This is a genomic window from Desulfoconvexum algidum, assembly GCF_055382125.1.
Map to the genome: position 1 here is coordinate 4123307 of NZ_AP042394.1, position 24703 is coordinate 4148009.

The 24703-nt window shown below is 42.2% G+C and carries 20 protein-coding genes; 10 read left to right on the plus strand and 10 right to left on the minus strand.

From position 1 onward, the window contains the following. The first annotated feature begins 10 nt into the window (after positions 1-10). A complete protein-coding gene (locus tag ACZ45G_RS18710; RefSeq protein ID WP_464172012.1) occupies positions 11-1273 on the plus strand; it encodes a response regulator in 1263 nt (420 codons plus the stop codon). 13 nt (positions 1274-1286) lie between these two features. Here ACZ45G_RS18710 and ACZ45G_RS18715 read toward each other — a convergent pair whose 3' ends face one another. Genes ACZ45G_RS18715 through ACZ45G_RS18725 form a run of 3 tightly spaced genes read right to left on the minus strand, consistent with a single transcriptional unit; the run spans position 1287 to position 7370 of the window. Then, positions 1287-3707 (minus strand): flagellar assembly protein A, encoded by a 2421-nt coding sequence (locus tag ACZ45G_RS18715; protein ID WP_464172013.1) that lies wholly within the window; start codon positions 3705-3707, stop codon positions 1287-1289. Positions 3708-3749: 42 nt separating this feature from the next. Next, positions 3750-6644, minus strand: a complete 2895-nt coding sequence (locus tag ACZ45G_RS18720) for a flagellar assembly protein A (protein ID WP_464172014.1) — start codon at positions 6642-6644, stop codon at positions 3750-3752. Next, the gene (locus ACZ45G_RS18725; protein WP_464172015.1) at positions 6645-7370 is read right to left on the minus strand and encodes a response regulator; all 726 of its coding nucleotides are present in this window, start codon (positions 7368-7370) and stop codon (positions 6645-6647) included. 270 nt (positions 7371-7640) lie between these two features. Here ACZ45G_RS18725 and ACZ45G_RS18730 point away from each other — a divergent pair, with 270 nt between their 5' ends. Together ACZ45G_RS18730 and ACZ45G_RS18735 are read left to right on the plus strand one after the other, a co-directional pair. Then, a complete protein-coding gene (locus ACZ45G_RS18730; protein ID WP_464172016.1) occupies positions 7641-8390 on the plus strand; it encodes a YpsA SLOG family protein in 750 nt (249 codons plus the stop codon). A gap of 25 nt (positions 8391-8415) precedes the next feature. Then, positions 8416-9252: a hypothetical protein gene (locus tag ACZ45G_RS18735; protein ID WP_464172017.1), complete on the plus strand. Its 837-nt coding sequence runs from the start codon at positions 8416-8418 to the stop codon at positions 9250-9252. On the opposite strand, the gene ACZ45G_RS18740 is transcribed toward ACZ45G_RS18735, so the two are convergent. From ACZ45G_RS18740 to ACZ45G_RS18770, 7 genes are all read right to left on the minus strand, one after another. Continuing rightward, positions 9249-9677, minus strand: coding sequence for a bacteriohemerythrin (locus ACZ45G_RS18740; protein ID WP_464172018.1), 429 nt, complete (start codon positions 9675-9677; stop codon positions 9249-9251). The genes ACZ45G_RS18735 and ACZ45G_RS18740 overlap by 4 nt on opposite strands. 105 nt (positions 9678-9782) lie before the next feature. Next, on the minus strand, positions 9783-10211 hold the full coding sequence (locus ACZ45G_RS18745; protein WP_464172019.1) for a hypothetical protein: 429 nt from the start codon (positions 10209-10211) through the stop codon (positions 9783-9785). A 62-nt stretch (positions 10212-10273) separates the two neighbouring features. After that, positions 10274-12418 (minus strand): GAF domain-containing protein, encoded by a 2145-nt coding sequence (locus ACZ45G_RS18750; protein ID WP_464172020.1) that lies wholly within the window; start codon positions 12416-12418, stop codon positions 10274-10276. Between the two features lie 74 nt (positions 12419-12492). Further along, the gene (locus tag ACZ45G_RS18755) at positions 12493-14919 is read right to left on the minus strand and encodes a flagellar assembly protein A (RefSeq protein WP_464172021.1); all 2427 of its coding nucleotides are present in this window, start codon (positions 14917-14919) and stop codon (positions 12493-12495) included. Then, positions 14909-16858: an ATP-binding response regulator gene (locus ACZ45G_RS18760; protein ID WP_464172022.1), complete on the minus strand. Its 1950-nt coding sequence runs from the start codon at positions 16856-16858 to the stop codon at positions 14909-14911. The genes ACZ45G_RS18755 and ACZ45G_RS18760 overlap by 11 nt, the downstream gene beginning before the upstream one ends. A 147-nt stretch (positions 16859-17005) precedes the next feature. Further along, the gene (locus ACZ45G_RS18765; protein ID WP_464172023.1) at positions 17006-20107 is read right to left on the minus strand and encodes a hybrid sensor histidine kinase/response regulator; all 3102 of its coding nucleotides are present in this window, start codon (positions 20105-20107) and stop codon (positions 17006-17008) included. A gap of 132 nt (positions 20108-20239) precedes the next feature. Beyond that, entirely contained in the window at positions 20240-20437 is a 198-nt protein-coding gene (locus ACZ45G_RS18770; protein ID WP_464172024.1) for a response regulator, read from the minus strand. A gap of 111 nt (positions 20438-20548) precedes the next feature. On the opposite strand from ACZ45G_RS18770, the gene ACZ45G_RS18775 reads away from it, so the two are divergent. The 7 genes from ACZ45G_RS18775 (at position 20549) to ACZ45G_RS18805 (ending at position 24699) form a co-directional block, all read left to right on the plus strand. Next, the gene (locus tag ACZ45G_RS18775) at positions 20549-20896 is read left to right on the plus strand and encodes an ArsR/SmtB family transcription factor (RefSeq protein WP_464172025.1); all 348 of its coding nucleotides are present in this window, start codon (positions 20549-20551) and stop codon (positions 20894-20896) included. 62 nt (positions 20897-20958) lie between these two features. Further along, positions 20959-22029 (plus strand): permease, encoded by a 1071-nt coding sequence (locus ACZ45G_RS18780; RefSeq protein ID WP_464172026.1) that lies wholly within the window; start codon positions 20959-20961, stop codon positions 22027-22029. Positions 22030-22068: 39 nt separating this feature from the next. Continuing rightward, on the plus strand, positions 22069-22302 hold the full coding sequence (locus ACZ45G_RS18785) for a thioredoxin family protein (protein WP_464172027.1): 234 nt from the start codon (positions 22069-22071) through the stop codon (positions 22300-22302). A gap of 43 nt (positions 22303-22345) precedes the next feature. Continuing rightward, entirely contained in the window at positions 22346-22765 is a 420-nt protein-coding gene (locus ACZ45G_RS18790; RefSeq protein ID WP_464172028.1) for a thioredoxin family protein, read from the plus strand. A gap of 163 nt (positions 22766-22928) precedes the next feature. After that, positions 22929-23147, plus strand: a complete 219-nt coding sequence (locus ACZ45G_RS18795; RefSeq protein ID WP_464172029.1) for a hypothetical protein — start codon at positions 22929-22931, stop codon at positions 23145-23147. 26 nt (positions 23148-23173) lie between these two features. Beyond that, a complete protein-coding gene (locus tag ACZ45G_RS18800) occupies positions 23174-24136 on the plus strand; it encodes an alkaline phosphatase family protein (protein ID WP_464172030.1) in 963 nt (320 codons plus the stop codon). A 248-nt stretch (positions 24137-24384) separates the two neighbouring features. Continuing rightward, positions 24385-24699 (plus strand): hypothetical protein, encoded by a 315-nt coding sequence (locus ACZ45G_RS18805; RefSeq protein ID WP_464172031.1) that lies wholly within the window; start codon positions 24385-24387, stop codon positions 24697-24699. Positions 24700-24703 lie beyond the last annotated feature (4 nt).

Genomic DNA, 24703 nt, shown 5'->3' on the forward strand with positions numbered 1-24703 from the left:
AAAGGAGCCCATGAACATCCTGATTGCAGAAGACAACTATGTTTCAAGACTTTTGGTCAAAAAAACCGTTGAGAAAATCGGCCACAGGGTCATGGAAGCTGAAAATGGAAAGCTTGCCTGGCAGATGTTTTTAGAACATTCTCCGGAAATGGTCATTTCTGACTGGGAGATGCCTGAAATGGATGGAATGGAACTGTGCCGGAAAATACGGTCACACACCGGAAAAGCGTATACGTATATTATCCTGCTTACGGCAAAGGACCAAATGTCAGATCTGGTGGAAGTCTTTGAAGCGGGCGCTGATGATTATATTCTCAAACCCTTTAAACACGAGGAATTAAATTCGCGCATCAAAACGGGAGAACGAATTATCTCCCTTGAAAGCCGGCACCATAAAATACAGGAAGAACTCACCCTAAAAAACAAGAAATTAGATGATGCTTTGAAAAATCTAAAGTTCACCCAGGCCCAGATCCTGCAATCTGAAAAAATGGCTTCTATCGGGCAATTGGCCGCAGGCATGGCCCATGAAATAAATAACCCCATAGGATTTGTTTCCTCCAACCTGGATGCACTCAATGATTATATGAAAGAGATTCGGGCGTTGTTCATGGCGTATGAAAAACTATCCAAAACCCTGGAAACAACCGAACTATTGCCCCCAACCATTGGAGAACAGGTTCAAACCATTGCTGACCATAGGGAAAAAATTGAAATCGATTATATCATGGAAGATATCCCCGAACTTTTAAATGATTGTAGGGATGGAACCGGACGAATCAGCAAAATTGTTGGTGATTTAAAAAACTTTGCCCATCCTGGAAATGAGAAACAAATGCTCGTCGATATCAATGAGGGATTGAAAACGACACTCAATGTGCTTTCCAATGAACTCAAATACAAGACCATTGTCACTAAAGAATTTGGAGACGTTCCCCTGGTCCAAGGCTTTCCGCAAAAATTAAACCAGGTATTTATGAATATCCTGATCAATGCCGCCCAGGCCATTGAAATAAAGGGAGAAATCACAATTCTGACAAAAACAGAAAATCACGATGCCGTGGTCTCCATTTCCGATACCGGATACGGCATTGAAAAAAAATATATATCAAAAATATTTGATCCGTTTTTTTCGACCCAAAAAATTGGCACTGGAACCGGCCTTGGCCTGCATATCGCCTACAATATTATTGAAGAACATAAAGGAACAATCCAGGTAACGAGCACTGTCGGAAAAGGGACTATAGTGACCATTACCCTGCCCGGAAAATGAAATTTCCTGATTTTTATTTGCCATACTCGCCAATCCGCATTTCATGGGACACAATTCCCGAATTGCCATCAGAGCGCCTGGCAAATTCCCTTATGCTGCACCTGGAGTTTGAGTTAAAAAGGGTCATCGAGGAGTTAGCAGCAAAAATTTTTGTTCCGGATTCTATTTTTTTTGCCACCTTGACCTCGGGAAGGGGTTCATTTCTATTGGAAAATTCAAGCAGCCTCTTTTTTTGGTCCAACAGCGACTTTTCAAGCGTTTCAAACTCTTTGATCCGGCCCTTTTTCTGTAAGGTTTCCTGTAAAATTTCATCCTGGCGGTCAAAGCCTTTATTGATATTTACCTCAGCTTCTGCCGCCCTTTCTTGTATTTCTTTAACAAGTTTGGATACCTTTTGAAATGCAGCCATATTCCCGGACGCTTTCAGGTTTTCCATTTTCTTTTCAATATCTCTTAATTCCAGCTGTGCCCGATCCTGAACATGGGCGTGTTGGGAGATACTCCCATGGAGGGACTGGTCCTCTTTTTCAAGGTCTTCCAATTCGGTTTCCAATTCGTTGACCGTCCTGGTGTTGATGTTCAATTCTGAATCCACCCTGTTGACTAAAAGGTTGGTATGTTCATCCACTCCAACCGTCAGGGTTGAGGGTTTTGCCGTTTTCTTCCCGATATTTCCGGCCCGGATTCCCATTTTTGCGCAAATTTCAGAATTAACAATGGAACCGTTTTCATTCACACAGGCCCCGCTTAAATGGATCCTTGAATCTAAAATTTCCCGTTGAACAATCAGGTCTCCAAATGCATTAATTTTTGAATTGCGAACAAATTTTGCCTGAACCGAGCCTTTGACGTTGACAAGCTCGGTGTCAACGATTCCCATGGAAACATTCAAATCCCCTTGGATATCAATATGTGCACCCTGGATTTCCTGGGCGGTTAAAGAGGCACATTTAACTTTAAACCCCGGTTTGACACAACCATTTACGACCACATTCCCATCAAAATTCACATCTCCGGTTTCAAAACCAAGATCCCCTTTTATTTGAAATTCCGGGCAAACCGATACATTCCCCATGGCATCCAAATGGGGCTGGCCTGCAGTTACCGCATAGATCCTGGCCCCATCCTCACTCATCCGGGTGCCGGATCCGCATGAAAATGACAGGTCAACAGGATCCTCCACAGAAATTTGCTTTCCAAAAATAGTAATACCGGGTTTGCCTTTTTCAGGAAGAATTTTTGATGCAAGAAACGCATCCTCGGCCACATGGGGAATCTCTCCCCTGTCCCTGAAATTGATACTGCCGTCCTCGTTCATCTTTCCTGCATGGAGAAAATTTGTTGGGAAATGATACCGGATCTTTGCGTCTATGGGGTATTGCACTTCCCTTCCCTCGGCAATCATAAACGGCGCGTCATCGGGGAGCGCCCTGTAAAGCCAGGATTCGATCACATCTGGCGTCATGACCCCATTGACGATCTTGTTTTTCTCAAGAACTTGCATTACATGAGCAACACTTAAGTTTTGTATATCCGTTGTTTTTATTTGAATGAATGCCCGAAATTTGTCTTTTGAAACCGTCAGCGCAAACTGCTCCTCAAGGATCACCTCTTCTTTTTTATGGGTTGGGGTACCCGGATTCCCATTTTTTTCAATAAACGCATAAAGGGAGGGCAATATCTGTTTCACCAGGTCCTGGTAGTTATTTTCAGTCCCTTTAAAATCCACCGCCTGCCGGTAGGAAATGGGGGAAAGGCGAATATCGCAGCTGGAGGCTGCTGTTTCCATCATATGCCTGATCTGTTCTTTAACGGTTAGAAACTGCGCGCCCAGGCTGCCGGCTGAAAAGGCATCCTCCTGCTGGGGCAGGATATCGGTCAGCAATACCGGTTTGCCGGAGTTGACCAAACCGCCGGCTGACCGAATTCGAGATTCAAGAATACGGATTTCCATTTTTTTCTTTTCAATCTGTTTTGAACAAATCGTGTCCTTTTTCTTGAAATTACTGGCGATCTGGAACAGCTGTTTATTCTGCCGATGAATTACTCCCTTTAGCGTTTTCTGTTTTTTGGTAGTTTCGTACTGATCACAGCAGAGCGTGACCTGGTTGAGAAGTTCATCATCCTTGATTGGCAGTATCAGGCAGGCGTTGATATCGGCAAAATTAATCGCACTGATAAGGGTCTGCATATCACCTGTATCTGATATCAGCAGCCGCTGGGTATCCGGGGCCAGAACTTTTGCATGTTTAAGAATTTCATCCCCTTTCATTTTCGGCATCATGTAGCTGGAGATGATCAGGGCATATTCCTCCATAACAGCTTCAAGATCCTCAAGGGCTTCCTGGGAAACATTAAAACTGTTCACATGATATCCACTGTCGGACAGAAGGGCCTGTATCCTGTTCCTCAAGGCCACCGTGGATTCAATCAAAAGGATGGTATGTTTTTTTCCTTTAATAATTTCCCTTTCCTTTTAAAGGTTTAAAACTTTATGAACCAATTGTTTCGGGTTGTCCGGATTCTCAGAATCAATTTCTGTGAACTGTGAAGCACCAAAGTCCTGTTTGAGAATCATGGATGCCTGGGTACCGGTTATCCGAGTTCCGGTGTAAAGCCTTTTATTGGCTTTCAGTATGGGGACGGGCTCTTCTCTTTCAAGATTGCTGACAATTTTATTTTTATCCTGTTCAATGGTTTTAATCTCATTGTTTAATCTTTCAATTTCCTTTTCACACCCATCGGATTTTTGCTGGACCATATCCTGCTCTTCAAAAATGGTTTTTATTCTTTCATCTGCTTGTTGAACGCTCACTTCCAGCTCTTTCATCTCTTTTACGATATTTACTTTTTCCTCCTTTTCCTTGATCTCACCGATACGATTTTCTAAAAAATCGATTTTTTTGGTAATTTTTTCCTGGGCAAAGGTCTGATTGGCAATGTCAACATGCAATGCATTATAGGCGTCATCAAACTCCATCTTTTTTGCAATGGTCAGGTCAAGGGTCTGCTGTTTTTCTTCTATCTGTGATTCATATTTTTGTGCGACCCATCGAATATGATCGTCTGCCCCAGCCTTTACAGTTGAATACTCAGCCTTTTCCGTACCGATTTGCTTAACGTTCATGCCTTGTCTGGCGGCAATGGTAGACGAGGTGATTCTGCCGGTTTCATTGATCAACTTGCCGCTGATGGCAATATAGGACTCCATTATCTCCCGGGTGACCATCATATTGCCATACCCATAGAGCTTTATTTTATTTAAGAATTTGGCCTGCACGCTTCCCTGGGTTTGAATATCGGCCTTCACAATGCCATTGGAAACCTTAAGATCTCCCCTGATCCGGATGATGCCGCCGTTTATTTCATTGGCCGTCAGTTCTTCACACTCCACAAGGAACCCCTCCTTAACGGTTCCTGTAACAACCACATTGCCGTTAAAGTTGATATTTCCTGTTTTAAAGTCCACATCTCCTTTGACAGTAAAGGTTTCAAGCACTGAAATCACCCCTTTAACATCCATGCTGGGCTGGCCTGTAATGGTGGCGGTGAGCGTTAACCCGTCTTCCGATAATTGTGTGCCCTCCCCCCCTTCAAGGGGGACATCATCCACGTCCCCTACCAGCAGGGTTTCTCCAAACACATCCATTCCCGTTCTGGGCTGCTCCATGGGTTGTTTTTCAGCCAGAAGCTGCCCGCGTTTAACGTAGGGGGAATCTCCCCTGGCCTTAAAATCAATGGAGCCATCTTCATTGATCACTCCGGCCGTATCCGATTCCATATTAAAGTGATAGACGATCAGGGCCGGTTTTCCAACGCTGGGGGCAATACCCCGGGCCACAATAAATTTTTCATGGGGATCTTTACAATTTTTCAAAAATTTTCGGATTTCCAGATCGGCGGCGACACCATATTTTATACCGCGTTTCTTTATCAATGATTTGATCGGTTCGATATCACTTGTTCCCTGGGCCGTCTTTGGAACCCGTATCCATGCCTCAACCTTGTTTTCTGAAATCTGGAGATCGACAAATGCACCGAATTGAGCAGAAAATTGAGAAGATTGGTCAATGGCACTTTTCTTTTTCCCGGTTCTGTCCTGGGCCGCCATGACCTCATCCCGGGTTTGGCTTGAAATAATTTCCGATTCAACCAGAATATCACCCAAAAGAGTTGTAACACCGCTGTCTTCAAAATTGTTCAACTGCTTTCGAAAGGCCCGGTCAATATCTTTTTTTCTGGCAAGTTCCCTGTCCACCAGCATTTTGGCCAATTCCCTATCCAAAAGCCGGGTTTCAATCATGGCAAGTTTTGCAAAAATCCGACTCAAATCCTGTCTTCTTAAAAAATTGCTTTGAACCATCACCTTATCAATGGTAAGCCCCGTGGCCAGTTCCGCCTCTTTTTCCTCCAATTCCTCCAGCGCCCGTTCCCGTTCTCCTTTGGTGATAAGCCCATCATTAAAAGCAAGGTCATCAAAATCAGGCATTTGCTTATAATCATCAATTACAACACCGGTACTGGGTTCGGATCCAATCCCAAAGAGATCGGGTTCCACTGAAATGACCACATTTTCAATAATCTGATCGATGACCTCATAGGTTTCATCTTCCAGTTCAACCAAATCCGTATCGCCCTGGTGAAGATTTTCCGATGAAAAAGACAGATTGCAGCGGTCTGAAATGGTTTCCATCATCGAATTGGCTTCTTTCCTTGCAAAATTAAAGGCCTGGATCAGGTTGGGTTTATTCATGGTAATGGTTCTTGAAAGAAGTTCATCCAGTCCCAAAAATACCTCTTTGAACTCAGCCTGCTCTTTGGCTTCTTTGAGTTCTTGAACCAGCATTTCCACTTCTTTTTTTTTAGCGTTAAGGGAGGTGGTGAAGGTCTTTAGGTTTTTTTTCTGAACCGATGCCAGATCGAACAATTTTGCGTTCTGTCGTTTGGTCACATTATAAAGGTGTTTTCGCTCCTGAAAATTCTTATATATCTCAAGTTCACCTGTGATCCTGAGCAAGAGATCATCATTGTCCCAGGGTTTTGAAACAAACTGATGAATTTCACCCTTGTTCACCGCATCAATAACCGCATCCATATCTGGATACCCGGTCACAAGTACCCGCCGGGACTCAGGACTGAGCAGAATACTTTTTTCTAAAAATTCACTGCCGGACATACCCGGCATCCGCTGGTCAGAGATGATCAAAAAAAACGGGGATTGGGTGGTTTCCAAAAGTTTGAGCCCCTGCTCGCCGTTAAGGGCAGAGACGATAGACGTAAACCCTTTGCGTTTTAACACCCGCCGCATACTTTTTGTAATCGGTTCGTCGTCATCAACCACCAGGATACTGTATTCACTGTTGTCCGCCATTTAATCTCCTGGAATTTCTTCAGGCATGTCAACCCCATGCCGGGTAGCAATGTCCTGGAACTGTTCATATAATTCAGCAATGATGGCCAAGTATAAGGCGTTCAGTTTTTCCTGGTCAAGTAATTTTTTTTCCTTTAACAGGGTTTCCATTTCATTGATATAGTCTCTGTTTTCAAACCCTTTTTCCAGACGACTCTTTAATTCAACGATTTGGGTTTCCTTTTGAACAATTGCTTTTTTATGGACCGCTGCACTCTTTTGAAGATCCTGGTTAAGTTTGTACAATGTTGTATTCTGTTGTTTGGCCAAGGCAAACAACCGGTGGTTTTCCATGATCAGTTCATACTGTTCAAGCCCGTATTTGACCATCTCTGCCAGAATTTTGTTATCCCAGGGCTTGGCAATGTACCGGTGGATGGATCCTTTGTTCACCGCATCCGTCACCGCATCCAGATCTGCATACCCGGTAATGAGAAATCGGACGGTATCCGGCGCAATTGCCTTGGCCTTTTCCAGAAAAACCGACCCTTCCATCCCGGGCATTCGCTGATCTGAAAGGATTAAGGAAAAAGGGCTGGCAGCGCTTTTTATTCTGTCCAGGGCTGCCGGACCGGATTCCATATATACATACTTGGCACCAATACTTTTCATCAGCCGCCCAAGAGCCCTTCCGATGTTTTCTTCATCGTCAACGATTAATACAGTATGGTCAAATTTATTCGTCATTCAGTCTCCCATAAGAATTCATCACCGCCAAAGGAAGCGTGGTCAAACGATCCATAATCCACCTTTTTTATACCGTCCTTTTATACCACCAATTGATTGCTGCTTGGTATGTTCTGCATCTGACGAATTCAAGGTTTGAGTTATGATTGAATTATTATAATTTTCCATGATTTTTCTCAAGGTTTTTATTTATTAAATGTATTGGAAAATGAAATATAACTATGCTATTCTCGTAATCATAAACAATTTAGTCTTTTTTGGAAACACCCTATGAAATCCATCGCTCAAATGGCAAAAGTCCTGGACATCTCATCCAGTACAATTCGGGAATATGTAAGCCGGTTTGAAGAATTTTTCCCAGACCCTGTCGAACATGAAGGGCTCAAAGAATATCCCCCCGAAGCCCAGGACCTGATAAAAAAAATCTATAGTTATTACCAGACAAGCGGCATGACCAAAGATGAAATCCGGATCAAACTGGGAGGGGCATCGGTTTCACCAGATCAGCCGGGAGCTGCAATTATGGCGCCCATGGATATGGCGCAATTTGAAGTATTGGGTGAAACCATGGAACGATTAATCGCAACCGTAGAGAATCTGACCGCTGCAATTACCGGTGCCAATGTGGAGACATTCAAAACCATTAGAAGACAGGCAAGCAGCCATGAAAAAATTTCTGAAATTAATAAACAGCTAACGGATATTATCGAACTGAACGGAGAAGATGGGGGAAAAGGGGAAAACCTAGAAAAAAATGTATTGGATACCAATGGAACTGTTGTTTTTTCTTTTGGGAAATTGAGCGCCAGTGCCATTGAATCCATAAATTTTGCAAAAGCTTATAAAAAACCCTGGCTCCACATTGATCTTGAAACCGAAAAATATCCGTCAAATATTCTGAGGAAATGGCTGTCCCAGTTTAACATCAAAGCGCTGAATGTGACCGGCAGGAGTGCCAGTCGAATACCGGAACTAAAAAAATCAGTCAATGATATCATTGCGCTGGCATTGAACAGATAATCCCCCATTGCTGCAGGGAGGAAAATTGGGCCTTTTTTATTTACCATATACACTGTTGCTGTTCATGCTTGTTTTTATCGACTGCCAAAAGAAGAAACAGGCCAAGTGGTGGAGCGGGGTTGTTTTGCTCTTTCCGCCCCTTGTGCCTGTTTATATTTTAAAGACAAAAAAAAACCGAAAAATATCTCTTGTTCTCATTTTTTTTATGACGTTTTCGATGGTATTGGGAGGTGAAATATTTCTATATCTCTCAAAAAAGGAAGCGCCAAAGCTGAACAGAACCCCTCCCATTATCAAAAAGGTGATTCAATTAAACGAAGATGTCAAAAAATGCACCATTGACCTGTTCAATGCCTCTGCAAAACTGGACAGTCTGGGTATGGTCCAATCGAGAACCACCGATATCAAAGCAGCCCTTAAACGGATCGAAGAACTCAAGCAACTCGCAGAGGTGAATCAATCGGCCATTGACACACTCATCCAGTTTATTGATGCGCATCAGGCCTTTTTATCCAGGAAAAAACTATCCTGGATTTTTGCCATCAAAGACTTTTACACCCACCACCATATCACCCAGCATCAAAAAAGCCAAAACCATTTTCTTACAGCATTTGATTCCTTTTTAACCTATACCGACACAAATTTTGAAAACATCATGACCCTTAAAAGTCAGAAACATATGAAAAATTATGATGCATACTACTTAAGATACCGAAGCGCTGCAGACAGCCATAACCGATTTAATAAAAAACGAATTTCATTTCAGGTTCAATTTATAGAGGAGCACCCGGAGGTCAAACCCTTTCTCCCAGGCAGCCATCACCTTAAACCCTTCCGATTCTGGAATAAATTTTCATTTTAATGTCGTGTTTCATCGGCAATGGCCCTGTTTTTTTGTTCACATGAAAGAATATATTCTCCCAATTTTTTATCATCGCCCAAAATATGCTTTAAAATCCAATCATTTAACGTGATCAAAATGTTGTCCATGCCTTTTTCTTCATAATTCGGATATTTTTTTCTTAACTCTTTGATTTTTTTCACCAAACCCTTGTGTTCCTTCTTGTGGGATTCAGTCTCCGGATAATAATAAATATCCATGTACTCTTCTTCGAGTTTGAAGTGGTGATTCACATACATGGCAAGAAATGCCAGTGAATATCGGAACACCTCATTTCCAGACTTTTTTACTTTTGCTTCCTTAACCTTAAAAAAAAGATCCATCAATTGTTGATGCTGGAAATCCTGCCAGACCACACCTGTATTGTATTTTTCTCCTAGAGCCATTCCATATCCTCCTAGATTATCATAATTGACGAATGAAAGACACCAACCAACGGGCCTGTTTTTTCACCCTCATTGACCTGGCCGGGCACCCGCCTGATTTGCCGGCTACGACTGCGCCTTTTTGCTTGCCTTGACCCGGAGCAGCTCACTTCCATCTCCGCGCATGACCTTTAACAGTTCGTTGCGGGCGGTTTCATGGGAAATTCCCGAACCTGTAAGCCGTTCCAAAATCTCTCCGAATTTTTCTCTCCGACCTATACCCGTCGAAGAAAGATCCCTTCTGTTATTAAACTCGTCCATTAATGTAGAACCGCAGATACAATTTCTAAAAAGCTCAACAATAATTTGACCCTCCTCCTCCTCCTCTTTTAAACCGCTTGATTTTCTGATAGCTTCGGTCTGAAAGACAAATTCATCTACTGTTTCATACCGTTTTCCACAGTTGGCGCATAGCTTGGGAAACGATAATTCCGACAAAGCTCGAAGGCCGTTGTATAATTTTTCGGCCGTCTCTTTATCTATGGTGTTGCTCATATTCCCTCACCTTTCAGGTTGTATGCAGGGGAGATGATATTTCTTCCTATCATCACATGGTTTCATTTAATTACCAGGGGTGATCTATTTAATAGAATCTGCTCATAGTAGTCAACAACAATACAGACAATTGAGGGATCAAATTTTTGATCATGACCGTGAACTTGAGTTTTTTTCACATCTGATTTAAAAATATGGATCAACTTTTCCAGATTCAGTTTCTCACGAAATGGGGTATCAGAAAGAATGGAATCTATTGAATTGGCAATTGAGACGATCCTGCTTTCAATTGGAATATTTTCTTTAAAGGGATTTTCTGTATTGTTTTGAAGGCTGTTGCAACCTTTAAAATCAAGAAAACAGTATTTTACAAGATGCGAAAAAGGTCTTAATTCTGTGATGCTTTCTAGGATTGAACACCCGAAAGAACTGATTAACCGGTTAAACATTTTTTTTTCTTCTTTGTTCAGTCTCTGAATACTTTTTGTGGGATCCATATATGCCTTGACTTGATCATTAAGGGAATGCTTACCAATATCATGCAGCAAAGCCACAATCACGGTTGTTTTTTTCTGCGCTTCAGTAATCCAGGTCTTCCCGGCCAATGGCCCTTTTTTATGTTTTTTGTTCATCAGGTCAATAAGATGCAAGCAATTGACCGCAACCCGTTTTGAATGATCCACAAGATACCGGTCACTTTCTTCAATTCTATAACTGGCATAGTTGAAGGGTAATGTTTTCTGCTTGATTTTATCAAGTTGAATAATCTGATTCAAAATATTTTTTTTATACTGATGAAAGCTTTTTTCAGGGATCACCGATCTGTTCTCAAAGGAATCGATACTGGCAATTGAATAGATATAAAGAGGATCTTCCTTACCTTTCAATCGGATATAGCTTTTTGTTTGGTTAACAAACCCTTTTTCAGGTAACAGACTGTTTAACTTTGGGCCAATCATTAAGGGCTGTTCCACAACACCTGCGATGACAGATGGTTTATTTCCTTGTCCCGTAATTCTGGATGCCACATTTACCGTATCGCCGATGACATCAATCCTGCCGTAATAATCAAACCCAACGATGACAGATCCGAATTCCGCTCCCCCCTTCATAAAAACTCTGTCACTTTTTTCTTCTGTCAAAATTTTTTGAGCAAAAAGAAAATTGTTGAGCCAGTTCAGATTTTTCTGGGCCATATCCATGAATCGAATCACATTTTCTGCCCATAAAATTTGTTTAAATTTTACCGCTTTATTCAAGGTGGATTTATCCAGGGTGTCTTTGTTTTTTCTAAACCAGTTCACAAAATGCAGGATAAAGGGTTGCAAATTGGTTTGATTTGAAATTGTTTTTTTAAATTTGATAAATGTTTCAAGGCGCATTTCTTTTTCAGCTTTGATCCCCAAAAACCTGGTGTCCGGCAAGGGGTCGGGATAAAATGGGTCAATCCCGAACAGCGACATGATTTCGTCACCCACCGACTTAACATAGAGCCCACCATATGAATTTATTAACCGAATATGTTCTTCCTCCCATGCCTGGATGATTTTTTTTATTTTCGCATCTCCCTGCACCTCGCTCAGCCTTGTAAATTCAATGATATCAAAAAAAACGACAAAGAGTTCCTGATCACCGGAAAGACTTTTTTGTTCAGCTTCTGAAAATACCTTTGCCAGTTCCTGGCGCTGCAGCCGGCTTACGGAGATAACAGCATGACGGGCTATAATTTCGAACAGATATTCGTCCTTTTTTAAAAAGCCCTTGCCTGAACAACTGTTTATCAGGCTCAAAACCCCAAGCAAATTATTTTCATGGTCTATTAAGGGGCGACACATTATGGATTGTGTTTTATATTTATTGAGTTTGTCAAAAGAATCATCAAATTTCAGGCCCTTGTATAATCTATCAATATCCCCGTATACATCAGGGATATTGACATTGACCTTATGGGCGCCACAGTATCCGGCAACACTATTATTATCCAGGGGAAGTTTGATCTTTCTTTCAGGGATGCCATGATAGAATTCAGAGTAGAGTTCATTTGCTTTTTCATCAAATAAGTATAGCGTCCCTCTGTCGGCCTTTATCAGGGTGGCAGAAAAATCAACAATCAGGGACAAAACCGTTCTTATATCCTCAAGCTTGTACAACTCAAGGGTAAAATTCATTAACGATTCGTACTCATTTTCCAAGATTTTTTTTCTCAAAATTTCCTCCCAAACAAGTTTAATGGGAGACCCTTGCCCTATTTAAAGTATCCAAACAGGAAGGTTAATTCCCCCTAATTTGTTTCAATGACAATTGAAGCCGTATGGGTCTTGGGATCCATCACTTCTTTGAATCTAACATTGTATATCGTTTTTTCCACAACACGTCGGGCAATTCTTCCTTTGATGATTGTCCCCTTTTCACACCTGCGTTTTATTCTAACCGACCCGGATTGGGGGCAGGAATTAAAATATATTTCACCCAGTTTTGTCTTTAACGCCTCAAGCCCTTTAATTGCATTTTCCAGCTTTTCAATTTCTTGTGAGCCATCGGCAATTTCTTGTTCAAAAACAGCAAGGCGACCTTTAAACTGGGTTTCGATCTCAGACTTCCTGGTGTCTGCGTTTTCATTTTCCAGTTTTGGATCAATTTTCTTTTTAATCTGCTGCAAAACTTTTTCAAGAGGCATTTTTTGGGTTAACCCCACAATTTGATTAAACGAGGCCAACGCTGTATCTGTTTTCGCCGGTTTGAGATAATAGGCTTTAATGGAGGAAAAATCAGGCAGCCGGTTGAGGTAGGAGATCTTTTCTTCAAGGCGTTCAAACCGATAAAGCTCCGGCGCTTCGATAATTTCCACCAGGTTTTTCAATATGGCCTGTTCCATCTGAAAATGCGCTTCTTCTTTAAGCTCTTTTTGATATTCCTGGGTGAGCCTGCTGATCTCCATCTCCCTTTTTAACACCGACAATTGTTCATTCTTCATTTCAAAGGTATGATCTGTGGCAATGATTTTATCTTCTGGTTTAAGGCCGAACCGAAAAACAGACGGCGTGTGGATACCCTTAAGGGCAGCATTGATGGTTATTTCCTTGGCAGCGATCACCTCTGATCCGGTAACCGTTGAATTAAATGCCAACAGTTCACCGGCCGTCTGAATTTTTGAATGAGTGATGGATTTTGATACCTTCACCGACCCCTGGCAGATAATATCCGCCTGATGAATACCCTCGTCATCCTTTGGTTGTTCATCCGTGCCGACAGCCCCCTTCACATCCATATCACCGGTACAGATGACCTGTCCCAAAAGGTCACCCTGAACAAACAGAGCGTGACATTTTAAAATTGCCCCCCGGGTGATGCTGCCCTTAAGCAAAACGGTCTCAGATTCATACATATCTTTCGTGTCCGTGCTGATGCTGTCGTTAATGGTTTTGACATCGGTTTTCTCAACCATTGGCTCAACCCTGAGGGTATTGTTTTTCAAAACAGGATGGCCGTCTATCCGGGCAATAAAAACAGGACCTTTTTTAATCACGCCGCTTCCCGCATTTAGCACACAGATGGAAGGTTTGGCCGGCGGTATGGGGTGACCTAGAACATTTTTCCCGGGTTTTCCTTCTTCCCCGGGAATGATCCGTGCCAGGAAACTGCCTTTTTTGACGATACAAAACAGGTCATTCTCATTTTTTTCGTCTTGTATACATTCATTTTCAAAATAAAACTGAATCCTCTCATTGCTACAGGTCTTGGCCGGTTGCCCTTTTGCTGCAATGATCTGAGAATCTTTTTTTGCTGTTTGAATAAATTCTTCCAAAACTGCATCACGTACAACACCAAACTTAATCCCTGCCCGTCTCAACCAGATAAGAAATTCATAAACCGGCATGATTTCTTTGCTTTCAATTCGTTTTTTTACATGGACCTCCAGGCCGTCCCTGGAGACCCGATATTCAAAAATTTTATTGAATTTATTCGAAATTTTTATTTCAGATTTGACCGTATACAGGGCTTTTTCAAGATCCAGTCTCCTTTTTTCAAATTGTTTTTGTTCCAAAAGTACCCCCATAATATCCTCATCTGACAAATGGGCTGTTTCCTGGAGGATCTGACCGATAAACCGGAATTCACCCTGTATCTGTTTTTCACTCTTTTGAACTGCCAGGGCAGCATTCACCTGCTCTATTGTGACCAGTTCCTTTTTATTAGCAAGTGCCCCGAACTGTTTATTGATCATCTCCTGTTGCCTTACGGTTGAACCGATCTGGTTCAAGGCCCCAAGAATATTTTCATCTTTAATCCGATTTTGAGTCAATAAAATTGAAACCTGATCCCCCGGGGAAAGACATTTATTTTCAACTAAAATATCCCCGATTTTTAGATGGATACGATATTTCTCAAAATATGTTTTTTGACGGTTAAGGGCAAGGGCAACCTCTTTTTCCGAGGTCAGACCATTGGCAATGGCAAGCCTTCCAAAATATTGATCCAGGCTCACAGTTTTCAGGTGCGCATCAAAAATACGCACATATTCTATTTCTTCATCAGATATGAGGTTTTCCTGCTTGAATACTTCGGTTACGCTTATGTCTAAATGGTTTTTGAATCTTTCTTCCAACACCCTGACGATGTTCTCTTTTTTTGAAGAATCCATGGACAGGGAATCAAATGCCATGTCAAAAATTCTCATCATTTGTTCAAATGAAACGTTATTTTTCATCCATTACCCTTTGCACTAGGCGGATCAATTTTTCCGGTGAAAAGGGTTTTTGAATAAAATGTATCTCCCTGGCCAAAATATCGTGATCGAGGATGGCGGTGTCCGTATATCCGGACATATAAATTATTTTCATTCTCGGTCGGAGCGGCTTTATTTGTTCTGCGGCTTCCTGGCCGCCCATCCTGGGCATCATCACATCGGTGATCATCAGTTCAATCTGCCCGTCATATCCCTTGCTGACGCGTAACGCATCTTCTCCGTTTTGAGCCTCCAACACTGTGTATCCATTTTTTTTAAGAATTCTTCTGGAAAGTTTTCGAACAGTTTCATCATCTTCCACAAATAAAACAGTCCCGGAGCCACCATGGACTGGCAGCAAAGGTTGTTCTTTCTTTTCCAAAACCCCGTCACGGCTTGCCCTGGGCAGATAGATTTCCAGGATCGCCCCCTGCCCATTCTCGCTGGAAGCCCATACAAACCCCTTGTTTTGTTTAACAATGCCATAGACACTGGACAGACCCAATCCCGTGCCTTTGCCGCTTTCCTTGGTCGTGTAGAACGGTTCAAAAATGTGTTTTTGCGTTTCCTTGTCCATGCCGCTGCCGGTATCACGTACAGCCAGCATGACATAAGGGCCTGGCTGCGCATCAACACCATGGGAATGAAAATGATGTGTATCCAAAATTTTATTGGCGGTTTCAATTGTAAGCTTTCCACCTTGGGGCATGGCATCCCTGGCATTTACAGCCAGGTTCATGAGCACCTGTTCTATCTGTCCGGGGTCAATTTTTACCTGCCATAATTTCGGACCTGGTATTTTCAAAATTTCAATATTTTCTCCAATCAAGCGGTGAAGCATCTTTTCTACACCTGAAAAAAGTTTATTAAAATCAAGAATCTCCGGTTTGATAATCTGTTTTCGGCTAAACGCCAGCAGTTGACGAATCAGGGCAGCCGCTCTTTCACCGGCCAGTTGAATCGCTTCTATATCCTTTCGAACAGAATCTGCTACTTCACCGTGCATTAATGCTAAAGTGGCACTGCCGTTGATGACGGTGAGGATGTTATTAAAATCATGGGCTACCCCGCCTGCCAGGATACCGACCGCCTCCATCTTCTGCGCCTGCTGAAACTGGGCTTCAAGTTTCTTTTGTTCTGTGGTATCCCGCAAATTGATGATGCTGCCCATTGCCTGGCCACCCTTGGTCCGGTAAACAGCACCGCTGATGCTGACAGGAATAATATTTCCCTCTTTGGTGCGGCGCCTGGACTCAATGCCGGAAAAATTTTGCCCGGCATTCAACTGATCCATCATCATTTGGGTTTCAGGCCGGTTTTCATCGGGCACAAACTGATATAGTTTACGGGCAAAGCATTCTTCCAGGGTCCAGCCGAACACATGGGTAAAGGAGGGATTGACGTACTCAATCTTTCCCTCTTTATCGTAAAAAACAATGGGATCAGGGGTTGATTCCAGAAGGTTGTGATATTTTTGCTCACTATGCTCCAGCCTGTCTTCACTGTTTTTTGTTCTTTTCTCTAATTCTTTTTCCGAACGGTACAGTTTGATGTGGGTCTCGACTCTCAGTATCACTTCTGCGGCATGAAACGGTTTGCTGATATAGTCAACACCGCCTGCCTCAAAGGCCTTAATTTTATCTTCAACATCTGTGAGACCGCTGATAAAAATCACAGGGATATCAGAAAAATTTGTGTCCTCTTTCAGCTTTTTGCACAGGTCATACCCATCCATTCCCGGCATTCGGATATCAAGGATGATCAGATCCGGGGCCTTGGCCTTAACCGAAAGCAATGCCAAATTGCCATTGGTAAATCCCCGGACCTGATGACCCTTTCTATTCAAAATCCTTTTCAAAGCCTTCATATTGCCCGGGGTATCATCCACCACAAGCACATCACTTTTTTCTAAAACAAACATTTTGTAACATATCTCCTCAATCGGGATAAAAATATCGGACCGCAAAACATCAGCCAGGGTATGATGGTTTGTTGCCGGTGTTGAATCTCATTTTTACCATTTTTCGGATAAACGGTTCAACGTCTATGATTAATAGTGTCGACAAAATTATGCCTCCTTTTTCTGGTCAAGGAGTTCTCTGACTTTTCTGGATAGCTCTTGGGCTAAAATTGGTTTATTTATGTATCCTTTAACACCCATAGCGTTTGCTGTTTTTTCATCCACCTGCTCGCTAAAACCTGTGCAGATAAGGATTGGTATGTCTTGACGAATTTTTAATATCTGTTTAGCAAGTTCTGTCCCAACTAATATCGGCATGGTCATATCTGTAATGACAAGATCAAATTGATCTGGATTTGATTTAAATAATTCCACAGCCTCAATGCTGCTTGTTTTACCAACGACTTTATACCCCAATCGTTCTAGGAGTCGAACTCCTAATTTTACAATGGATGCTTCATCATCAACAAACAATATGTTCTCAGAACCAAGTTGAATCGAAGCACTTTTAACCTCTTCAAGGGCCTGACTTTTTGATGTCATTGGCAGATATATATTAATCCGAGTACCCTTGTCGGGTTCACTTTGGACATCAACAGCACCACTATAACTTTTGACAATACCATGAAGAACAGAAAGTCCCAATCCAGTCCCTTTCCCCTGTTCTTTTGTCGTAAAATACGGCTCAAAAATTTTATCCATTATATCTGGAGATATCCCGGAACCCGTATCACCAATACCCAGGCAACAATATTTACCGGGTGGTAATTGAAATTTTTGTTCCGGTTTTTTTTCATATAGACAGACCTTTAGAATCCCGCCTTTTTTTTCCATTGCGTGATATGCATTGGTACACAGGTTCATTATTATCTCATGAATTTCAGTGGCATTGGCAAGAACATGGATTTGTTTTTCAGGAAAATCCTGCTCAATTATTATGTTAGAAGGCATAATTGCTTTTATAAGCTTAAGGCTTTCTTCAATCAGCGGTTGAAGTGATAAAACTTTTTGATCAATATCGCTTTGGCTGCTGAATGAAAGGATTTGTTTCACTAAATCACGGGCTCTTTTGGCACCTTGCAAAATATCTTCAAGATTCTCTTGTATTGGGTGAGCTTTATTTAAATCTGCAATGGACATCTCCGTAAAGCCGATGATGGGGTATAGTATATTGTTGAAATCGTGGGCAATCCCTCCTGCGAATGTCCCGAGGGCTTCAAGCTTTTGGGCTTTATAAAGCTTGTTTTCAAGTTTGAGTTTATCCGCCAAAATATCATTTCTTTCAGTAATGTCATTCATTATTATCAAACCGACATCACCCAGGGGGACCATATAAAACTCACAGGTTCTTTTCGTTCTATCCTTTATTGCTAAATCCCATATTTGCATGGCAATATCGCATTTATTTTTTTTTGCATGGTCAATGGCAACCATCCATGAAGATTGTACTTTTTTTCGATATTTTTGATCAGGATAGGCAGTATCCCACCATTTTTCTGCTGTGCCTACATCTTGAACCGTATACCCAAATAATTGTGTAAATTTATCATTTAAAAATATCATATCTTGATTTTGATCGGTAATAACCATTGGCAGTGGTGATTTTGCAATCATTTTTTTGAACCGAGCTTCACTTTCTCTCAGGGCATTTTCTGTTTGCTTGCGAAACTTGATATCCTTGTATATCCAGATAATTCCACTGGGGTTTTTAAATTTATCAAAAATTTTTGTAGCCGTTATTTCAATGGGGATGATTGTCCCATCTTTCTTAATGCAGAGGTTTTCTCCATTAAAATTGTCTATTTTTTCTAAAGTGATCATACGTTTATCCACCATTTCAACGGGTATTTCAGGGTAATGGATAAAGCTTATCGATCGGCGACTTGCTTCCGGAAACGAATAACCAAAGATCTGTTCTGATTTCCCCAACCACCGCAAAATATTTCCATTAAGATCTGTCAGGATAACAGCATCGGGCATTTGTTTTAATATTTCATCGGAAAGGAGCAGTTTTTTTTGGGCTCTTTTGAGATTTATAATGGTGATAGTAAGTGAAATGATGAATAAAAGCAAAACTAAAAAGCCCATAATTGTCGCGTGGACAATTGTTCTATTTTCGGCATAAAATGATATGGGGCGATTTATCACAATCGCATTCTTGGGTAAATCATTTAAGTTGACATTAAACCTTTCCAGCTGTTTCCAATCAAACATGTACTGATTTGGGCTGGTGCTGACAACCGGCAATTCACTGACCTGAATACCCCTTAAAATTTGCAATGCCAATTTTGACGCTTCACGGCCTTGTAACTCACCACTCACCATTTTACCGCCAACAACACCGCAATCCATGGCAATATCCCACAGGGCATACACTGGGAATGCCCGATTCGTTGATAGGTGGGAAACAAATTTATCAAAGGGCATATAGGTACCCAATTCGTCACGGACACTATTAAGCGGGATTACGATAATATCTGGCCCGAGGGAATCAAGCTCATGGTCAATTACCGACAGGTTCTTTGCTGTAATATTGACCAATTTTACGCGATTTTTGTAACGAGCCGGAAGGTTCTCCAACCATACCATACGGAAAGAAGGTGCACCCGGCGCGACAAAAACAACTTTTTTTGTTTTTGGATGAAGCTCAAGGGCGATATCAATTGTTTCTTTAATATCGGTTTCCTGAACCACCCCTGTAATGAATTGTTTTCCCTCCAACATGGCGGGTTTAAATCCGATATATGCTGCAAAGACCAAAGGGACATTCTGAAACAACTTGTCCCTGTCGTTTAGTATGAAATCGTAGGCCTCGTTATCACAAACAATTATCAGATCGATACGCCAATCGCGGTACTTGTATTGCCATAATTTTTGTAATTTTTCAAAGTAGGATTTCTTATGATTTCGTTTGGTATCAATATACTCAATCGCAAATTCGATTTGTTCCGGGGCAGAGGAGAAAACATCGTGAATACCGCGATTCAAAGAATCTGTCCATGGATAGCCTTCATAGGCAGAATGTACAATGAGGACTTGGCGCAAGGCTTGCGGCTTGTTTGGTTCAGCCATAACGGGCCGGCAAAAGAGAATACATAACAGTACAAATACTGCCATCAAAAAGGTGCTGCCAACTTTCATTGAATATTTTTTATTTTTAAAAGAGTTTATCAAAATTATTTTCCAATACCGATAGGCTTTTTTGCTCATAAAACAGAATAATTCTCATATTGCTGCAATTATAATGAGGTTCAAAAACTTTAACGATTCAAATTATTTTTGAAAAAAATCACAGTAAATGTACATCAAAAACTCGGGGAATGCAAAAAGAATGAATAACCTTTACTCGTGACGATTGATGCTAAAAAAGCAGGCGGATTCATCTAAAAATTCACAAACACCAATTTTTACGGCTTCTTTTTCTGATATTTTTGCACTATAACCTGTGCAAATAATCATAGGTATATCAGGGCAAAGTTTCAAAATTTTACTAACCAGTTGACCACCTGTCATATTCGGCATTGCCATGTCTGAAATCACCAGGCCCTAATGACCCCACCTGAAATCCGCTATTTTTTTGTTTTCTGTGTTGACAATCGGTGAATAGATCGCTATATTCCGTTTTAACGATTTATAACCCAAGGAAAACAAATGAAACAATTTATCAAAGTCATGAAAGCCCTGTCAGATCCCAACCGGGTAAAAATAATGAAAATTCTTCAATCCCGCCCCCTTTGCGTCTGCGAAATAAAAGAAACCCTTGGCATTGCCCAGTCCACCGCCAGCAAACACTTAAAACTTTTAGAAGATGCCGGACTGGTAAGAAGTTTTAAGGAGGGGTTATGGGTTAATTATTCCCTGGCGGACGGCAGTGATTCTCCCTATTGCGCCAGTATGATCGGAAACCTTAAGCATTGGCTGGAGGATGAAGAACAGATCAAAGGTCTGAATCAAATACTGCCGGGAATTAACCGGATAGATATTGTGGGCAAACAATGAATTTATAATTGCCAAAATAATATCGACAAATGACCAGATATAAATAAAACCCAGGAGACACAATGGAATCCAAATCAACAATAAATATTTTTAACGCAGACAACAGGGCCAGGTTCGGTTTTATGGCCACCCTTCTTTTCGGTGCAATAGGTGTATATCTCTGGTGGATTCTCTACCATTTTCTGCCCACCCTTTCCGCATGGGCAACCTATTCAGTGTTGCCCATCAAACAAGGTTCCCATCTAGGGGCTTCCGTGGAGTTCTTTCTCTACGACACCCCCAAGGTAATGATGCTCCTGTTTATAGTGGTTTTTGGGGTGGGCATTATCCGAAGCTTTTTCACTCCGGAAAAGACCCGGGCCTTTTTGTCCGGAAAGAGTGAGTTTGCCGGCAATATACTGGCTGCCCTTTTGGGAATTATAACCCCTTTTTGTTCCTGTTCGGCTGTTCCTTTGTTCATCGGATTTGTAACCGCCGGGGTGCCCCTGGGTGTCACCTTTTCTTTTCTGATCGCAGCCCCCATGGTCAATGAGATTGCCCTGGGACTTCTTTACGGCCTTCTGGGCTGGAAAGTAGCGGCCATTTATGCGGGAACCGGTCTTTTCATTGCTATTTTTGCCGGATGGGTCATTGGTAGACTCAAGCTGGAAGCCCATATTGAAGACTGGGTGACCCAGGCCAACGGGGCTGCCATGTCCATGGAAGAAGAAAAACTCTCCTTTTATGACCGGATCGTTTATGGATGGGATGCGGTAAAAGAAATCATCGGAAGGGTCTGGGTTTATGTAATCATTGGTATTGCAGTGGGAGCCGGCATCCACGGATTTGTTCCCGAAGGCGTCATGGCCTCCATCATGGGCAAAGGTTCCTGGTGGTCTGTTCCCCTCTCTGTTGTCATCGGGATTCCCATGTATTCCAATGCCGCCGGCATTATTCCGGTGGTGGAGGCCCTGTTGGGGAAAGGGGCGGCCCTGGGAACGGTTCTGGCGTTTATGATGAGTGTGATTGCCCTGTCCCTGCCCGAGATGGTAATTTTAAGAAAAGTGCTAAAACCCAAATTGATTGCCGTGTTTATCGGGGTGGTTGCCAGCGGTATCCTTTTGGTGGGCTATTTGTTCAATATGATTATTTAATAACAACAATGTTCTAATAATGATGCAAAGGAGTGACCCATGGAAATTAAAGTATTGGGACCAGGATGTGCCAAGTGTAACAAGACCGAAAAATTAATCCAGGAAGTGATCGCTGAAACCAAGTCAGATGCCATAGTAACAAAAGTAACCGACATGATGCAGATTGCTTCCCACGGTGTTTTTGCCACCCCCTCCGTGATTATTGACAACCAGGTCAAATGCGCCGGCAAAGTGCCGAAAAAAGGGGATATTAAAAAATGGCTGGGCCAATAAAAGAGAAGAGATCCAAGCAGAATAAAAGAAAGGAAACCCCAAGATGACGCAATTGACAAAAGCCGGATTCCGTGTCTGGATGATTATTTTCATCTTGTCTTTGACAACATGTGTTTTTGCCGAAGATTTTACCCAAATCCCGGTCAAAGGAAGGGTAACCATGGTGGACCTGGGGGCCAAAAAATGTATTCCCTGTAAAATGATGGCCCCTATTATGGTAAAGCTTGAAGCCGCCTATGAAGGCCGTGCCGCCATTGTATTCATTGACGTGTGGGAAAATCGGGAGCAGGGTCCCCGATTTAAGGTCCACGCCATCCCGACCCAGATTTTTTTTGATGAACAGGGAAAAGAAGTGTTCCGTCATGTGGGTTTTTTTGATGAACACTCAATTATTGAGCAGTTGAGTCAAATGGGAGTTGAAGAACCCGAGTCCCTGGGCCAGTCTGTGAACCAGGGATCTTAGAATGCTGGACACTTTTTTTTAACGGTCAACCAGTGGATGACAGGCTCCCTGGCCCTGGCCGGGGTGGGTTGCTTTGCCTGGGGAATGGTCAGTGTGCTGTTCAGCCCCTGCCACCTGGCATCAATTCCTCTGATTGTGGCCTATGTGGGGGGGGCAAAAAAAGTTGCTGAACCCCAGAGAGGCCTGTCTTTATTCCATCATATTTACCCTGGGTCTTTTTATCACCATTGCGGTTATTGGAATTCTTTGTGCCCTCCTTGGCCGGATGCTGGGGGATGTGGGGAATTATTGGCAGATACTGGTGGGCCTGATCTTGATCTGGGTCGCCCTGGGCATGCTGGGGATTTATTTTATCCTCACCCCATTTTTATCAAACCCTTAACCTGGATGTATAAAGGAAGCATATATTTGCTGCTAAAATTTTATTCCCTTAGTTTGACCGAAGATCCTATACAAAGAGGTAAAAATTCTTTGATCGGATTATTTTTATCTCTTTTGATGCTGACGATTTCCTTTGCTGGACCATTGGTTGCTACTGGCTCATCCGTTGCTACTGGCTCGTCCGTTGCTAATGGCTCGTCCGTTGCTAATGGCTCGTCCGTTGCTAATGGCTCGTCCGTTGCCAGTGACAAATCCTTTGCTCCCCATTCCCTGGAAAACATCCTGATTGTTTCCATTGATGCCCTCCATCCCAAGGCTCTGGGACCCAAATCAAGTCCCCATATTTATAGACTGATGGAAAAAGGGACTTACACCCTAAAGGGGCAGAGCACAGACCCGCCATTAACATTGATCGCCCATTCTGCAATGTTTTCAGGACTTTCTCCCCAGGAGAATGGAAAGACCGACAATGACTGGCTTCCGGGGCAGGACACCATCCAGGGGGAAACCATCTTCCAACGTCCCAAACACGCAGGATTTTTGACGGGTTATTTTTATTCAAAGAAAAAACTGGGGTTTCTGATCAATAAAGACATTGACGTCCATGGACTCTCAAGGGATTTTGCCATAGACCGTGCCACAGATTTTTTCCAAATTCCTGGAAAACATTTTTGTTTTTTACATATCAGCGGCCTGGACCAGGCTGGTCCAACAGAGGGATGGTTGTCTCCGGGATATATGGAAGAACTTTATTTTATCGATGATACCCTGGAACCGCTTATCACCATGATCAAGGACAAGAAAAAGTATCTAATCATCATCACCAGTGACCATGCCGGTCATAACAAAATTCACGGTAGTGATCATCCCGAAGATTCACGGCTTCCCCTGGTTATGATTTCAGATATTTATAATTTTTCGGTCTACCAAGACAAGCCCTATAAAGTGAACCAGCTAAAGACCCTCCTCGATACCCTCCTGATGAAATAGCCCCCAAAACGGCTTCACCGACAATGCCGGTTTAAAAGTGTGCAAAAATTGTAACCACCGATGTTCTTTTTGTAACCAACGGTTACAAAAGCCCCTCCCTTTTCTAAATAAAGCCTAAGGATTCAGCCCCTTATACACCTGGCACACCAATTGCTATGTTGCTTTATTGTTATTTAAGTCAACTGCCTTGGAAAATCACGATTAATCCGGGGTGTTATCAATATGAAATAAGGAGCTTTTAAGTAAATATGAGGACAACACAAAAATATACCAGCGCTGAATTCCAGTTAGAAAACCCAGGAATTTTTTATCAGTTCAAACTTCGAGAACATGCGTCAGAACCCATGTTTGCCGTTGTGAGAAAAGGCTCCAAGGCCCTGGCATGCATCAAAAAAGGGGATATTATTCCCATGACCTACCACTTTCAGGATAAAACGATACCAATGGAAAAAAGAGCAACCCGAATTAAGTATATCACAGAGGATAACCCCATGGGGTATAAAGATCATTTTATGATTGCCCTGGATGTTGATTTTATTGAAAATAATATGGGTGCAGTCTGAATTC